A 13,979-nucleotide genomic window follows, 5' to 3' on the forward strand; every position below is an offset into this window, starting at 1 on the left:
ATGCATCAACCGGTTAGCGAAGGATTGCCGATCGCCAGGCAGAGTTTACTCACCTGTACCCGGCCTGACCGATATAGCGTCCCGAACTTTTGGGCGGCGCTTCTTCGTCACGAGAAAAATTGCGACCATGATGACACCGAGAGCCGCGACCTGATGGATGGCAAGGGTCTCGGAAAGCACGGTCGCGCCGATGAGTGCGCCTCCGACCGGCACCGCAAAATTGACCTGCGACATCCGTGTAGCGCCAAGTCTTGGAACAAGCTGGAAATAGATCAGGGTCGCCAGCGCGGTCGAGAAAAGGCCCAGATAAACAACGATTCCGAGCGAGGCCGCGCTCGTGTCAATAGTCTCCATCGAGCCGGACAGGGCCGCCATGACAGACATGGCAACGGCGGCAAAAATCGTTGACCCGGCCGCCATTTCAAGCGGCGGCCGTTTGACAAAGCGCCTGACATAGATCGTCGTGACGCCGTAACACAGGGCGGCGGCAAGGATCGACAGTTGCGCCGTCAGATCACCGCCAAGATCCTTCAGGGCTTCCGGCCCGACGAGAAGGGTCACCCCGGCGATACCGAAAACAAGGCCAAGCACGATCCGGGGCGTGAGATACTCGTCTGAAAACACAAAGGACGCCATGAAGACGGTGGTGACCGGTGCTATGCCCATCAATATCGACGCCAAGGCGCTGTCGACCGACTGCTCCCCGTAGGAAATCAGCAGAAACGGGATCGCGCTGCCGAGCAATCCGCTGACAGCATAATGTTTCCAATCAACCAAGCGACCAGAAAGTGCCAACCGGCGCAGCTTCAGAACAGCGAACAGTGCCAAGGCACCAATCACCAGTCTCCCTGCAACAAGAACCACCGGATCAAGTGTCTCAACGCCGACCTTGATGGCGGTGTAGGAGGTGCTCCACAGCAACGCGAGCAAAAGCCAGAGGGCAATATCGGCAGGGCTTGCAGCGTCTTTCATGTCGATCAGTCCTTTGCTACTATATTCGTAGCATACGCTGCTACTATTTTAGTAGCAAGCAAAATGGAGACGATATGACGGAAAAGAAGGCGCCGCCGAAGCTTCCGAAACCGGGCGTACCGGTGCGCGGGTCGAAATCAGGTCAGCCGATCATGGTTCTATTCGACCTGATCGGCCGCCGCTGGTCCATGGGTGTGCTGTGGAACCTCAGCGACGGGAGCCGGACGTTTCGTGACCTTCAGGACAGGTGCGGATCGGCCTCGCCAAGCGTTCTCAACACACGTTTAAAGGAACTGCGCGCCGCCGGTCTGATCTATAATGCGGAGGACGGCTACGCCCTGACCGAAGAGGGACGTCAGCTTTTCGACAGGCTCGAGCCGCTTGGCGACTGGGCGATGGACTGGGTGGAAAAGCTGCGCTGACACCAGGTGATGGGCTTATAAATGAGGCCGCATTGGTTTGAGGCGGTTTGCTTCTCGTCAAGGCGCCAAAGCGCAGGAAATGCCCCCTCATTTTCAAGCCTTTCAAAACGCGGAGGAGGAGCAAGCCGGTGAAAACCGACGGCCTAGATGAATTCGACCTTGCCCGTTGCAATGTCATATACTCCCGCAACCGACATGAGCTTTCCGGCTTCTTTCAGCTCGGCAAGAACCGGTCCCGATTGAGACGCCTTGTCCGCATTCAGCCGGGCATTCTGGGCTATGGCGGCTGACAGAAGATCGACCGGTCTTTCGGGCATGACGTCATAGACTGCCGGACGGATCGCCTCGACCAGACTGGGCAGGTGTCCGGGCGGCAATGTCCTGTCCTCTACGGATCTGATCGTGGCATCCACCGCTCCGCACGCGGTATGGCCGAGGACGATGATGACCTGCACACCCAACACGGCGGCACCGAATTCAAGACTCGCAAGGCCGTCCTCGTTGACGAAGTTTCCGGCAACCCGAACGACGAATATGTCGCCAAGGCCCTGGTCGAAAATGATTTCGGGCGCGACCCGGGAATCAGAACATGCAACTACGGCGGCAAACGGTTTCTGCCCCGCCGACCGCTTGGCCCTGTCGAGGGAATGATCCGTGTTGACCGGTGCATTGGCGACGTAGCGGGCGTTGCCGTCCTTCAGGAGTTGCAGCGCTTCCTGCGGTGAGGCCGGCCTTGCCGTGTTCCGGGAAACTGACGCCGTCTGCGCCACAGCCGCAGGAGACAGCACAAGACCCGCTCCGGCAAGACCGCCGGCGATCAGGTTTCGGCGGCTGACGCCGTCCTTTTCGTGGCTCTCCGTCATGCATTATTCCTTTCATCGCCCATGTTTGATCCTTCGAACACGCATCACCTCAGGAACTGATGTTGTGTCCTTTCTGCGCGCAAACAAATGAATTTCAGGTAAGTGTCAGCCCAACCGTTGGGAATGACGGCGGCGGTGCCTTTGTCGGGCACCTGGTTTTCCGCTTCAAATCCTCTTGGTCAAACGCGCGATTTCACCGCGAAACCAGGTATGCGCCGGATCATTCTGCCGTCGGGGATGCCAGAGCATGTCGACATCGAAGCCCCTGACGTCGAACGGCAGGTCCCGGCAGACAACGACGTCACGATAAAGATCGGCAAGCCTGCGGGGCACGACGCAAAGCGCATCCGAACCGGCAACCAGACCCGGTGCGAGCAGAAAACTGGGAAGCGATACGGCGACGCGGCGCTTCATCCCGAAACCTGCGAGCGCGCGATCGGTCGCCCCGACAAACCCGCCACCTTCAGGTGATATCAGGATGTGACGCTGCGCGCAGAAGGCCACGTGCGTCAGGTCGGTTTTCTCCAGCACGTGGCCGCGGCGCATGATCACGCAGAAAGTCTCCGTCATCGCGGGCCGGCTGATCGCATCCGGGAGCTCCATTCCCGTGACCAATGCCAGGTCGGCGCTGTCCCCTTCGAGCACTTCCCACATCGACCTCGGTTCGAACGGCAAAAAGGCAAGGCGCGCATCGGGGGCGGCAGCCCTGATCCGTTCCTCCAGCCGTGCCGCAAGAACCAGGTGCACATAATCCGTCGCGATCATCCGGAAGGTCTTTCGCGTTTCTGCGGGATCAAAGGCTTCGTTCTCGCGCACTAGCGCATCGAGGTTCTGCAAGTGTCGGCGCAAGTTCTGTTGAAGCGCACGGGCACGGCTTGTCGCGACCAGCCTCCGGCCGGACGGGGTCAGGAGCGGATCGTTGAAAAGATTCCGCAGCCGTTTGAGCTGCGCCGACATGGCCGGCTGGCTGATGCCCAACTGGTCGGCCGCCCTGGAAACACTCTCATGCTCAAGAAGTGCATCCAGCGCCATGAGAAGTCCGATATCGCCCTGCTTTATATCCATTCAGATTATACAAGCCATACAAATTGGAAATTTCAATTATGCGTGGTCATTCGCCAAATACAAGCCATCACGAACGAGGACACGGTCATGAAAATAGGCATCATCGGATCAGGCGGAATGGCGAAAGCGCTGGCGGGCAAATGGGCAGGCAAGCATGAGGTCATGCTTTCCGGAAGAGACTTGAACAAGGCCTCCACCGTTGCGGCGGACATCGGAGCAAGCGCCGGTTCTGCGGAAGAGGCGGCAGCGTTTGGTGACGTTGTCGTTCTCGCCACCCGTTGGGAAGACACCTTCAGCGGTATTGACAGCGCAGGCGGCCCGCCGGCATTTGCAGGCAAAATCGTCATCGACATCAACAATCCGGTCAGTATCGAGACCTTCCTGACGACGCGCGAGGACGGCCGGTCGCTGACCGAGGCCATCGCCGCCCATCTGCCGGAAGCTCATGTCGGCAAAGCCTTCAACATGGCGCAGGTCGCGGTCTGGGAAGACGAGGACATGACCTATGACGGCCGCCAGATGGTTACGCTTTATACGTCAGATGCCGGAGCGGATGACGCGATTGCGCAGCTCATCAGGGTCGTCGGCGCCGACCCGCTGCGCCTGGGCGGCAACGAACACGCCTACCAGCTCGAAGCCGCGGCGGCGATCGTCATCAAGTTCCTTTTCGCAGGGCGGGATCCGCAGACCATCTTCAATTTCATCCAGCCGGAAGTCCGGGCCGTGCGCTGATCGGTTTACGCCTGAAGTTTTGCGCTGCGGATCATCAACAGTCTCTATGAAGCGGTTCCCGGAACTCCGATCCGGGACCGCACATGGCGGCTCCAGGCATTGGCATTCTCGAACTCCCAGGGTGGTTTTACGCCAGGTCCCAGCTTCTGCCTTTTCATCAGCGTCTCTTCGCTGACATCACTTTCGATCACGCCGAGTTCCTGCAGCAGTCCAACCGAAGCTCCAGGCACCCAACGCCTCAAATCGTACCAGGGCACCACCTGCTGAATTTGCGGGCTCAGCTTGATCAACGTCGTGAAGCAGCTTTCGGAAACGGTCGAATAGAACTGCGGACGGTCATGCAGCTCTGCAACAAATTCCAGAAGCCGCCTGAGATAGGCCCTGATCTCGTCGTTGGTGCCCTCAATGTCGAAGAAGTAAAGCTCGTTGGGCGGCACGTGGGCGAGGCGCTTCCAGAGCAGGTCGCGTTCCGTCCCCAGAACCGGATAGAGCTGATCGTGCCTGAAGAAGCCGGCCAGCGCATCGAATTTGTCCCAACTCGTGCGGCGCGCTTCGAAGGAAACGGCCAGTTGATCGCCGTTCTGAAATGCGAAGGTCATCATGACGTGAACCGTTGCGGCGGAATTGCCGAAGGGCTGGTAGACAAGCTGAGCGCCCGTGAGTTCACCAAGGTTGAAAGAACGGGTTGTCCACCTGGGCTGCGCCGGTGCTCCAACCGGATGGATCGCATCCCGGAAATTTACGATCTCGACGACATCGCCTGAAAAGTTCGCATCGATGATGCGTTCATGCAGCGGAACAAAGGTTCGGGTAAGAACCTCTTTTTGAGAGTAGGCGGTGAAAAAAACGGCAATGGAAAACAGCACCGCCGCGCGGCGTGTCCACAGTCTGTCGCCCGGAAGAAACCACAGGCCGGCCAGCACGGGGATGATCACGACGGCAAGTGTCAGGCGCAGCCAGTCCGGCCAACCGAGCCAGTAGTAGCTGGCCAGTGCCATGAAGATGGCAATCAACAGGACCAGAACCCCTGCGCCAATCCTCATCGTGGCAAGCAGCAACCGTTTCATGTGCCGCAGCTCACATTTGGGCAATTCGCGCGCTGCCTCAGTGTGAGACACAAGGTCGTCACAGGCTCAGGAACCACTGAATGATGAACGCGTTGGCAAGATCGACGAAGAACGCTGAAATCAGCGGCAGCACGATGAAGGCAAGCGGCGACGGCCCATAGCGCTGAGTCACGGCTTTCATGTTTGCGATTGCCGTCGGCGTCGCACCAAGAGCAAAGCCCGCGAACCCGGCAGACAGCACCGCCGCAAAATAGTTCCGGCCCATAACCCGGAAGACGATGAACACGATGAAGATGGCCGCGGCCACTGCCTGCAGCACCATTGTCGCGGCAAGGACGCCCGCGCTGCCGGCCAGCGTCCAGAGCTCCATGCTCATCAGCGACATCGACAGAAAAACAGACAGGCTGAACTCGTTGATCAGATCCAGCGATTGTGTGCCGGCGGGAGATTTCGACTTTCTGAACACCATCGGCACGAGGTTCGACAACACGATCCCGGTGATCAGGCATGGGACGAAGAGCGGCAGTTTCAGGCCTGCCGTCAGAAGGCTCTCATGTGCGGAGTACCCGATCACGATCGCGACATGGATCCACAGGATGCAGCGCATGATCTCCACATGGTTGATCGGCGCGCGGGTCTCATCGGTCGCGGCGGCTTCATGGGTTTCGACGCCATCCGTCTCGTCCGCCGCCGTCAGGCCGTTCTTCGATATCAGGTACTTGGCAATCGGACCGCCCAGCACGCTCGCAAGGATCAAACCGACCGTGGCCGAAGCAATGCCGAGTTCTGCCGCGCCGGTAACATCATACTGGGAGGCAATCGTCGGACCCCAAGCGATCGCCGTTCCATGACCGCCGATCAGGGACGCTGTGCCGAGCAGAACGCCGGCCTGTGACGGCAATCCGAAAAGCAGTGCGCCAAGCGCTCCAACGCCATTTTGGACAATCATGAAGACAAGGGTCAATCCGAGCATGATGGCCAGGACAGGCCCGCCACGTGTCAGGTCTGACACACGGGCATTGAGACCCACCGTGGTGAAAAAATAGACCAGAAGGAAATCGCGGACCGACAGGTCATACTCAATCGTCCGGCCTGTGGCCACAACAACAAGAAGCGCGCAAAACGCTGCCGCAAGGCCACCGCTTACAGGCTCGGGAATGCTGTAGGCCGACAGAATGGAAAAGCGTTTCGTCAGCCGCGCGCCAATGAAGTAAACGATGATGCCGAGGGTGAAAGCAGCGAAGCTGTCAATCAGTATCGGATCGGCGACGGCTGCAGGCTCCATGACATTCCCCACTTCTGATACGCATCGCAGCCAGATGCGCACCCGGTCCTGCTTCAGCTCGAGAGGAACCTTATCTCAATTCCGCTCACACTTGCACGATCGTAAAATTCATTATGTCCGATCAGGTACATACCACAGGCTCAAAACCGTTCAGCCGCTTCCAGAGCACCCTCCAGAAAGCCTCCGTTTTCGGGCGCTGTCTCCGTGCCGGCGAAAAAGACGCGACCGGACCAGGGATCGTCCGCAAAGGTCAGATTGCGATATCGGGGGTGTCCGGACAGGTCCGGGCGATCAACCTCCGTCGACGTGAATGGGTCGCTCGCCCAGTTCTCCAACAACACCCGGGTCGGTGCACCAAGGATCGGACCGAAGAGCGCCGAGAGCTGACGGGTCGCATCCTCGATCAACCGGGCCTCATCACATTCGGCTCCCGCGCGGTCCGGCGCGACGAAGCCGAACAGGGCGGCCCCGCCTGAAGCGTCCGGATCGGGCGACGCGTCATGGACCTCGAAAAGCGGTCCGAGATGACTGATCGCATCACCGGAATACCCTGCCTCGCGCCAGTAAGCACGTCCATAGACAGCGACGAGTTTGGCATGTCCCGCCATCCAGGTCGGAACGGACGACAAGCTCCGGTGAAATGGCTCGGAGAGTGCCGGCGAAAACACGATCCGGCGCGCGGAGAGGCGGGGCGGCAACGCCAGGATGGCCCTGTCTGCGTCGACCGTGAATGCGCCGTCACCGTTCGTTCCCCTGAGACGCACGCCCGTCCCGGAAGTTTCGATCGTCTTGACCACATGAGCGAGATGCAAGACACCCTTCGGCAAGGCGTGTGCAAGGCCGTCGGTAATCCGCGAGAGGCCGCCCTCTACGCGCAGGGCTTCCCCCATCGTGGAAAAGTCGAGATCGCGCCGGACCGAACCATTCTGATCCTGAAACACCAGCTTACCCGCGGAGTACTGCCGCATCAGCGGGAGGCCGAGTTCCGCAACGAGTTCCAGAATTCTGCTGTTGTGTGGCCAGATCCAGGCCGGGCCGAGGTCGTATCGTGCTCCGCCATCCGCAGAAACGGAGCGGGACAGGATGCGCCCGCCTGCCCTGTCCCTGGCTTCGAGAAGCGCGAGCGTCTCGCCCTTTCTCGAAAGTGCCCTGGCGACCGCAAGACCGCTTAAACCCGCTCCGATCACGACGCTGTCAAACTGCATATCTTCCACCCTGACGGACGCGCTCTTATCGGGCTTCAGGGGCGGAAACATTGCTGAGATGTCCGCGCTTCACCCACAGACGGGCACCGTCGGCTCCCGCCTTCAACGCCACGTCGTGGCCGTCCGACCGGCGCAGCCAGGACCAGGGGTCGAGCACGGCGCCGTCTATGCTGACGCTGCCGGACAGTACGAAGATTTCCGCACCGCCCGGCGCGTCTATGACTGCCTCGGTTGCGGCGGACCATGTTTCCATGCTCACGGATTCGTACGGGTCCTTGAAGAGCGGTGATACGCTCACACCCGGCCGGTCTATATCGGCGATCGCGCCGAGCTTGCCTGTATCGATCCGCACATGGCTGCGGTCCTCAGGATCGAATTGCCATAGCTTGACGAAGATGACAGCGCCTTGGGGCGCGCTAGGCGTGTGGCTCGAACCGGGTGGATTGCGGATATAGGATCCGACCGGAAACGCGCCGTGTTCATCTTCGAACACCCCTTCCAGCACGATAAACTCTTCGCCGCCATCGTGGGTATGGGCAGAAAACGCGCTGCCGGGCGCATACCGCACAATCGTTGTCGCACGGGCCACTTCGTCACCAAGACGATCCAGCATCATGCGTTCGACGCCCGGCATCGGGGATAAGACCCAGTTGTGTTCGGCCGGAGTTACCTGGACGCTTTCGTCAAAATCCGCATTCAGTTCCATTTTCGTCATCTCCATGTAACCTGCCTTGACCAAACGGTTTCCCGGTCAACAAAGTCAACGGGACTTACAGGTCTTACAATATCACGCGCATGCTCGTTAATCTATCTACTGATAGATAGATTGTAAATTCATGTGACGTCCGCAAATCACGAACGCGTGAAGAGCACCCGTTCGCATTGAATTGAGAGCAAATGGCCGCGGGAGTCGTTGGACGCAAAATGTGGAACGCAGGACAGTTTGCGTTCAGGCGGCGCCGATCAGTCCCAGCGGGAGCGATGCGATCACGGCAATGGACAAAGCTGTTCGAAGGTCGGGGAACCAGGGCGGGACAAGCGCGCGTGTGTTTGCTCTCGTATCGACGAAAAGAGCAAGACCAAATGCAGCCGTAAGGACCACCAGGCCAGTGAACAGGGGCAGGAGCAGCGCGGCCCAAGCGATCAGGGACGGGACGACACTCCAGCACAGCCGCGCCGGCGATATCCTTTCAGCCCCGTTATTCGCAATTGCCAGACCCCAGTGGATGCCACCGAGAAAGGACAGGATCACGGCACCGTAGTAGGCCAGTGCCTGTGCCGCCCAGCCGGACCAGTTTTCAGGACCGAAAGCAGCAAAAATCGCGGTGGCGACAAACGGGATCGCGCCGGTCGCGCCGAGCCACTTTGCCGGGACCGGCATCGCAGCTGTCTTCAAGGAAGCCGCATTCTCCGCGTGGACCGTCTGCGTTTCCATCACACTTTCATCCCTAAGACTTCCGCGCGCCGCCGGCGCTCATTTCCCGTTGCCTCATGGGCATTGAATCGATCAGCGAAAACAGGTCATCACTCGTGACTGGCGTCGCTGAGCGCAATTTCACACCGGTGTCCTTGCCAAGCAGGAAAACCTCGAAACTGTCGTCTTTCTTGCGCAGGAATGCCTTCAGTTCAGGTGCCGAAACGTCAATCCGGGCACCCATCACGGCGCTTGCCTCACCACCCACAATTTCAATAACGGACATGTGCCGGTCCGAGATCGAGGCTTCGGTGCCCGAAAGAGCATCACGCTGTTTTCCAAGCGAAACATCGCTTACGTCAGGCGCGACGACGACAACAACCCGATGTTTCCACGCCCAGGCATCCGCCGGACTTGCCCTAAGCGATGTGCTCGCGGCAAACGAAACGGATGTCACGAGCAAAGCCAAACCCATCTTGATCGTGGCGGTATGAATGTTGAGCTCCTCCGCGGTCCGTGAAGTTTACGCACGCTTCCTGTTGTCGGATCTCGTCTGGGTCATACAGGTGTCCTTCCGGAAAGAATGAGCGCACATCTCGGACCTGAATTGCCGTTGCCACGCTCTGCTCATAAAAGTGTGATTGGCGTGATGGACAATCAACAAGTGAAACTGCGCGCCGTTCAGATCAACAATTGCGGAGACCACCATGCTGACCACTGCTTTCAAGTCCCTTCTTTCAGCGCTGGCGCTGACCATCATCGTGCCTGCCGCCAATGCAGCCGACTCGTCGCTTGTTCACGTGCCAAGTGCGCATTCGGTCGCTCAGACTGCCGACAATCTGGTTGCCGCCGTCGAAAAGGCGGGAGCAAAGGTTTTCGCGCGGGTGGATCACGCGGCCGGCGGCAAAAGCGTCGACATGGAAATTCCGGCGAATGAAGTCGTGATTTTCGGCAATCCTCAACTTGGCACGCCCGTTATCAGGGACGCACCGGAAGCCGGTCTTGACCTGCCAATCCGGGTCGCGATCATCGAAACGAGCGACGGCACGATCCTGGTTTATCGCGCGCCGGAAGCGCTTGCGGCAGCCCACGGCCTTCCCGCGGACCATCCAAGCATCGTCAAGATGACGGGCGCGCTCAAAAACCTGACCGCCAACGCGGCAGAGTAAGCGCGACCCTGACCGCCGTCAGTGAGGCCTGGCCACGGCTTCGATCCGGGATCCGTGGCCGGGTTTTCACTCGCTCAGGACAGCTTCAAACCCCTCAAAAAGCGGGTGGCCGGCATAAAGATGCCTGTTGTCGCCAGCATTCTTGTGCGCGGCGCGAAAGTGTTCGGACTTCGTCCAGTTCACAAAATCCTCGCGATTGGCCCATATCGTATGGGTGGCATAAAGCGTCGTTCCCGTCTCCTCGTTGTATGCCCCTCTCAAGAGATGAAACGTCTTGAAACCGCCAACATCCGCGAGCCTGGATTCCCGTTCGCGCCATACCTTTTCAAATGCGTCTTCCTGGCCCTCAAGAATGGAAAACCTGTTCATTGCCAGATACATGCATATCTCCTGGAAAGTTCACCGGACCTGTCGCCGACCGCAGATGTGGTTAACCTGACTGAAAAATTCATATTATTCAATATCGTTGTGCGATGCGCGCTCAGTGTGGTCGCGTCCGGTCTTCACGAGACTGTGAAGACAGATTTGTGCTCATTTTCAAACCAATCTTCCGTCTATCCGTAGACAAGCGCGATGGGGCGCAAGTAGGGAGCGCAAAAAAATGCCTACAAACACGATCCTCGATATCGCGAGCGGAAGTAACGATTTTCAAATCCTCACCGCGGCTCTTGGAGCCTTTCCAGACCTTGCCGCCGCGGCTGGCGACAAGAACGCACTGCTGACCGTTTTCGCACCAACAGACCAGGCATTTCTCAATCTCGCAAATGCGCTCGACCCGAGTGTCGGTACGGACGAAAACAAGGTTGTTCCAGCCCTGATCGCCGCTTCCGAACTTCTTTCGCCTTCCGACGATCCGACCGCCTTTTTGAAGTCGGTCCTGACCTACCACATCGCAGGCGGCGCTCTTGACGGAGCCGCGGTCGCCGGAAGCAGCAGCATCACGACCCTTTCCGGTGAGACAATCGAACCAGACGCCTCATCAGGGCTTTCGCTCGGCGACAAGGATGACGGTTTCGCCGATCCCAACGTTGCCAATCCGGCGGGATCCGAAAACGGCATCGTTGCCGACAACGGCATCGTTCACGTGATCGACAATGTTCTTCTGCCCTATGACATCACGTTTGCCACGGGTGGCTTCCTGTTTACCGGAAACGGTCCGGATGCGGTGATCGGCTCCGATCATTTCGATTTCATTTCGCTTGGCAAAGGCAATGACATTGCCAATGGTCTTGGCGGACATGACATCATTTTCGGCGGACGCGGCGACGATCTGATCAAGGGCGGCGACGGTAACGATTATCTCTTCGGTGGCCGGAACAACGACACGATCGAAGGCGGGGCCCACAACGACTACCTCAACGGCGGACGCGGACACGACTTCCTCAATGGCGGCGACGGCAACGATAATGTTATCGGTGGCCGCGGCAAAGACATGCTCGAAGGCGGAGCCGACAACGACTACCTCAACGGTGGCCGTGGAAAAGACAGCCTTGAAGGTGAAGAGGGCAACGACTTCCTGGTTGGCGGCCGGTCTGCCGACAGCTTCATCTTCAACCCGTTCCGCGAAGGCGAAGGCGACGACGTGATCGCAGATTTCAATGCCAAGCGGGACAAGCTTGTGCTGGACCTCCGGGACGGCGATCCGGACCTGCTGGCATCCATCGTCGCCAACAACGATCCGAACGAACTGGAACTCTTCGACCTGGTTGATGCCGGCGCCGTTTCGCTCGGCGCGTCCCACGATGGCGATCTGCTGATCACCCATCTGACCGGCACGATCGAGCTCAACGGTATCCCGTCCGATGTCGACCCGGCAGCCCTGCTTCCGGCCGTCGAGTTCCTCACGAACGACGACCCGATCAGCTAACGACAGACCACGCTGCGACCTTTCGCAGCCGAGACGGCATCGGTCACCAGGCCGATGCCGTTTTCTATCGGGGGCCGTCGCCGACGCGGGCACGCGGGCGCGCGCCACTTGCAATCCCGACACACAGCACGATTTCGTTTGCCCGCGGTGCGTCGGCAATGGCCACGGTCAGCGTGTCGATGTAGTTGAACGCCCAGGCTTCGTCCTTGTGGCCGAGCGGAAGATCGATCGTGGCACCGGGAACGCCCACCTTCACGTTGGATGGCATCAGCGCCTTGCCGCCACCGATTGCAGCGCGCACAGGCTTGCCCAGCATCGGGTGCATGAGAGCCGCGCCATGTTCGGCTGCCCCTTCAGAGCCCACGATCGCGGCCTTGCCGTAGCCGGTCGGCGGTCCATCCAGCTGACGCATGATCTGGCTGGCAAGCCGGTCTCCGAGAACCGCGCCCATTTCGAACAGTTCAGAAAGGTCATCGGCGTCAATGCCGGCAAACGGATTGTCCAGCACTGCCAGCGCCGCCATGCGGATCAGCGGGTCACAGGCAACACCGAACTCATCGGCCTCAACGGTTTCCGTGATCAATACGGTCTTTCGAATTTTCACCCTTTTTCCTCCCCCAGTTCATGTGCACGGTCTCTGGTCTGCACCAATCGAAACACAAGTGCGACCGGGATGACGAATGCAAAAAGGCCCATACCCAGAACAAGCGAGGCACCTGCGGTCGCCGCCTGTTCATAGATCCAGCCGGCCAGCGGCGGACCAACAGCCATGATCGCATAGTAGACCGTGAAAAAGACGCCCATGCCAAAGGCCCGCCGCGCAGGGGCCACCGCCGCGCCCGCCAGAGCCATGATGACACCGGCCGGTGCCATGCCGACGAGGCCGAACAGCAGGCTTGCCGCGAGGCCCGCGCCGGAGGTCCCGATCAGCCATAGCGATGCGACGGCGCTGGCCATGCACACGATCAGCACAAGATCCCGGTGATTGAACCGGTCGACAATCTGGCCGCAGGCTGCGCCCGAGAAAATCATGATCCAGCTTGCCACGCTCACGAGTGCCGCAGCCTGCAGCGGCGCATAGCCGAGCTCTTCCAGCATTTGCGGTGCAAAGGAGAGGTAGACGACATACCCGGCGTTGAACACACCCCATGCAATTCCCGCAAGCAGGATCAGCTGGAACTCCAGCCCGCTCAACCGGCTGCCGCTGCTGCCCGCAGCGGCTTTCTTTTGCGCCGGAGCGCGATAGAGAAGCAGCACACCGACAGCCGCGATGGCGCAATAGAGTGAAGCAACCACGAACGGCAGCCGCCAGTCCTGGAATGCGGCCAGATAGGCATGTCCCACCTGACCCATCGCGATGCCGAAGGGCCAGCTCATGACGAGAATGCTCATGGCGGTTGAAATCTCACGGCCTTCGAACCAGTCGGCGGTCATTTTCGTGAAATAGAGCGTGGCGAGAAGAAAGCCTGCACCCGCAACCAGCCTGCCGAGGCCGATCGTAACGGGACCTGGTCCGAAACCGCTGATCAGGCCTCCGAGGGCCAGCGCGCTCAACCCGGCAAACGCAAGGATTCGATCTGGAAGAAACCGCCCGGCAGCCCCTGCCGGCAGCGCCAGGAACAGGCCCGGAACCATGAACAGTCCAATCAGGAAGCCGACCTCGGAATAGTCGATGCCGAAGTCCGCAACGAGATCGCCCCCGACAGACGCAGCTGTCTGAAACTGAAACCCCAGCGCAATTCGTGCAAAGAAAAGCAAGGCAAGCATCCGCCAGCGCATCACGCACGCCCTGTCTGTTTGTCCCGACCCGCATACGCGCCGGTCCCGGCCGGCATGTGCGCCCGGAACAGGTTCGTTGAATGTCCGATTTTGCTCATTCGATCCCCCAATGCAGGCGAGCATAGGAAGCGTGTTTGCG

16 protein-coding genes are annotated in these 13,979 nt (G+C 59.5%); 4 read left to right on the forward strand and 12 right to left on the reverse strand.

The annotated features are described in order from the left end of the window. Positions 1-45 precede the first annotated feature (45 nt). Complete coding sequence (locus tag RDA78_RS03515) at positions 46-972, reverse strand: DMT family transporter (protein ID WP_434053980.1); 927 nt, start codon at positions 970-972, stop codon at positions 46-48. Between the two features lie 74 nt (positions 973-1,046). Between RDA78_RS03515 and RDA78_RS03520 the strand changes: the two genes are divergently transcribed. Then, on the forward strand, positions 1,047-1,394 hold the full coding sequence (locus tag RDA78_RS03520) for a winged helix-turn-helix transcriptional regulator (protein ID WP_434053981.1): 348 nt from the start codon (positions 1,047-1,049) through the stop codon (positions 1,392-1,394). 143 nt (positions 1,395-1,537) lie between these two features. Here RDA78_RS03520 and RDA78_RS03525 read toward each other — a convergent pair whose 3' ends face one another. Continuing rightward, positions 1,538-2,257: a carbonic anhydrase gene (locus RDA78_RS03525; RefSeq protein ID WP_434053982.1), complete on the reverse strand. Its 720-nt coding sequence runs from the start codon at positions 2,255-2,257 to the stop codon at positions 1,538-1,540. Between the two features lie 165 nt (positions 2,258-2,422). Next, positions 2,423-3,322 (reverse strand): LysR family transcriptional regulator, encoded by a 900-nt coding sequence (locus RDA78_RS03530; RefSeq protein WP_434053983.1) that lies wholly within the window; start codon positions 3,320-3,322, stop codon positions 2,423-2,425. Between the two features lie 87 nt (positions 3,323-3,409). Here RDA78_RS03530 and RDA78_RS03535 point away from each other — a divergent pair, with 87 nt between their 5' ends. After that, a complete protein-coding gene (locus tag RDA78_RS03535; protein ID WP_434053984.1) occupies positions 3,410-4,054 on the forward strand; it encodes an NADPH-dependent F420 reductase in 645 nt (214 codons plus the stop codon). 44 nt (positions 4,055-4,098) lie between these two features. Here the strand turns inward: RDA78_RS03535 and RDA78_RS03540 are convergent, their stop codons facing one another. The 6 genes from RDA78_RS03540 to RDA78_RS03565 all read right to left on the reverse strand — a co-directional run bounded on the left by RDA78_RS03540 (position 4,099) and on the right by RDA78_RS03565 (position 9,500). Beyond that, positions 4,099-5,121: a DUF4105 domain-containing protein gene (locus RDA78_RS03540; protein ID WP_434053985.1), complete on the reverse strand. Its 1,023-nt coding sequence runs from the start codon at positions 5,119-5,121 to the stop codon at positions 4,099-4,101. A gap of 58 nt (positions 5,122-5,179) precedes the next feature. After that, positions 5,180-6,406 (reverse strand): sodium/glutamate symporter, encoded by a 1,227-nt coding sequence (gene gltS, locus RDA78_RS03545; RefSeq protein ID WP_434053986.1) that lies wholly within the window; start codon positions 6,404-6,406, stop codon positions 5,180-5,182. Between the two features lie 140 nt (positions 6,407-6,546). Further along, positions 6,547-7,611 (reverse strand): flavin monoamine oxidase family protein, encoded by a 1,065-nt coding sequence (locus tag RDA78_RS03550; RefSeq protein WP_434053987.1) that lies wholly within the window; start codon positions 7,609-7,611, stop codon positions 6,547-6,549. A gap of 25 nt (positions 7,612-7,636) precedes the next feature. Beyond that, positions 7,637-8,332 carry a cupin domain-containing protein gene (locus tag RDA78_RS03555; RefSeq protein WP_434053988.1) on the reverse strand — a complete coding sequence of 232 codons (696 nt, stop codon included), beginning with the start codon at positions 8,330-8,332 and terminating at the stop codon, positions 7,637-7,639. 228 nt (positions 8,333-8,560) lie between these two features. Further along, the gene (locus RDA78_RS03560) at positions 8,561-9,046 is read right to left on the reverse strand and encodes a DUF3429 domain-containing protein (RefSeq protein ID WP_434053989.1); all 486 of its coding nucleotides are present in this window, start codon (positions 9,044-9,046) and stop codon (positions 8,561-8,563) included. Between the two features lie 13 nt (positions 9,047-9,059). Continuing rightward, positions 9,060-9,500 (reverse strand): DUF4174 domain-containing protein, encoded by a 441-nt coding sequence (locus tag RDA78_RS03565; RefSeq protein WP_434053990.1) that lies wholly within the window; start codon positions 9,498-9,500, stop codon positions 9,060-9,062. A 232-nt stretch (positions 9,501-9,732) separates the two neighbouring features. Between RDA78_RS03565 and RDA78_RS03570 the strand changes: the two genes are divergently transcribed. Further along, positions 9,733-10,194, forward strand: a complete 462-nt coding sequence (locus tag RDA78_RS03570; RefSeq protein WP_434053991.1) for a DUF302 domain-containing protein — start codon at positions 9,733-9,735, stop codon at positions 10,192-10,194. Positions 10,195-10,260: 66 nt separating this feature from the next. On the opposite strand, the gene RDA78_RS03575 is transcribed toward RDA78_RS03570, so the two are convergent. After that, positions 10,261-10,575 carry an antibiotic biosynthesis monooxygenase family protein gene (locus tag RDA78_RS03575; protein ID WP_434053992.1) on the reverse strand — a complete coding sequence of 105 codons (315 nt, stop codon included), beginning with the start codon at positions 10,573-10,575 and terminating at the stop codon, positions 10,261-10,263. A gap of 220 nt (positions 10,576-10,795) precedes the next feature. Here RDA78_RS03575 and RDA78_RS03580 point away from each other — a divergent pair, with 220 nt between their 5' ends. Further along, positions 10,796-12,061 carry a fasciclin domain-containing protein gene (locus tag RDA78_RS03580; protein WP_434053993.1) on the forward strand — a complete coding sequence of 422 codons (1,266 nt, stop codon included), beginning with the start codon at positions 10,796-10,798 and terminating at the stop codon, positions 12,059-12,061. Between the two features lie 64 nt (positions 12,062-12,125). Here RDA78_RS03580 and RDA78_RS03585 read toward each other — a convergent pair whose 3' ends face one another. Next, positions 12,126-12,665, reverse strand: a complete 540-nt coding sequence (locus RDA78_RS03585) for an amino acid synthesis family protein (protein WP_434053994.1) — start codon at positions 12,663-12,665, stop codon at positions 12,126-12,128. Continuing rightward, positions 12,662-13,840, reverse strand: coding sequence for an MFS transporter (locus RDA78_RS03590; RefSeq protein WP_434053995.1), 1,179 nt, complete (start codon positions 13,838-13,840; stop codon positions 12,662-12,664). Before RDA78_RS03590 ends, RDA78_RS03585 begins: the two co-directional genes overlap by 4 nt. Between the last annotated feature and the right edge of the window lie 139 nt (positions 13,841-13,979).

This window comes from Roseibium sp., from assembly GCF_051016195.1.
In the GTDB taxonomy this organism is placed as follows: domain Bacteria; phylum Pseudomonadota; class Alphaproteobacteria; order Rhizobiales; family Stappiaceae; genus Roseibium.

What these genes read in the sequence shown, in the direction of transcription:
- RDA78_RS03540 (WP_434053985.1), bottom strand. Translation starts at nt 5,121, where the DNA reads ATGAAACGGTTGCTGCTTGCCACGATGAGGATTGGCGCAGGGGTTCTG.
- RDA78_RS03565 (WP_434053990.1), bottom strand. Translation starts at nt 9,500, where the DNA reads ATGGGTTTGGCTTTGCTCGTGACATCCGTTTCGTTTGCCGCGAGCACA.
- RDA78_RS03580 (WP_434053993.1), top strand. Translation starts at nt 10,796, where the DNA reads ATGCCTACAAACACGATCCTCGATATCGCGAGCGGAAGTAACGATTTT.
- RDA78_RS03525 (WP_434053982.1), bottom strand. Translation starts at nt 2,257, where the DNA reads ATGACGGAGAGCCACGAAAAGGACGGCGTCAGCCGCCGAAACCTGATC.
- RDA78_RS03590 (WP_434053995.1), bottom strand. Translation starts at nt 13,840, where the DNA reads ATGCGCTGGCGGATGCTTGCCTTGCTTTTCTTTGCACGAATTGCGCTG.
- RDA78_RS03570 (WP_434053991.1), top strand. Translation starts at nt 9,733, where the DNA reads ATGCTGACCACTGCTTTCAAGTCCCTTCTTTCAGCGCTGGCGCTGACC.
- gltS (WP_434053986.1), bottom strand. Translation starts at nt 6,406, where the DNA reads ATGGAGCCTGCAGCCGTCGCCGATCCGATACTGATTGACAGCTTCGCT.
- RDA78_RS03535 (WP_434053984.1), top strand. Translation starts at nt 3,410, where the DNA reads ATGAAAATAGGCATCATCGGATCAGGCGGAATGGCGAAAGCGCTGGCG.
- RDA78_RS03575 (WP_434053992.1), bottom strand. Translation starts at nt 10,575, where the DNA reads ATGTATCTGGCAATGAACAGGTTTTCCATTCTTGAGGGCCAGGAAGAC.
- RDA78_RS03555 (WP_434053988.1), bottom strand. Translation starts at nt 8,332, where the DNA reads ATGGAGATGACGAAAATGGAACTGAATGCGGATTTTGACGAAAGCGTC.
- RDA78_RS03550 (WP_434053987.1), bottom strand. Translation starts at nt 7,611, where the DNA reads ATGCAGTTTGACAGCGTCGTGATCGGAGCGGGTTTAAGCGGTCTTGCG.
- RDA78_RS03515 (WP_434053980.1), bottom strand. Translation starts at nt 972, where the DNA reads ATGAAAGACGCTGCAAGCCCTGCCGATATTGCCCTCTGGCTTTTGCTC.
- RDA78_RS03530 (WP_434053983.1), bottom strand. Translation starts at nt 3,322, where the DNA reads ATGGATATAAAGCAGGGCGATATCGGACTTCTCATGGCGCTGGATGCA.
- RDA78_RS03520 (WP_434053981.1), top strand. Translation starts at nt 1,047, where the DNA reads ATGACGGAAAAGAAGGCGCCGCCGAAGCTTCCGAAACCGGGCGTACCG.
- RDA78_RS03560 (WP_434053989.1), bottom strand. Translation starts at nt 9,046, where the DNA reads ATGGAAACGCAGACGGTCCACGCGGAGAATGCGGCTTCCTTGAAGACA.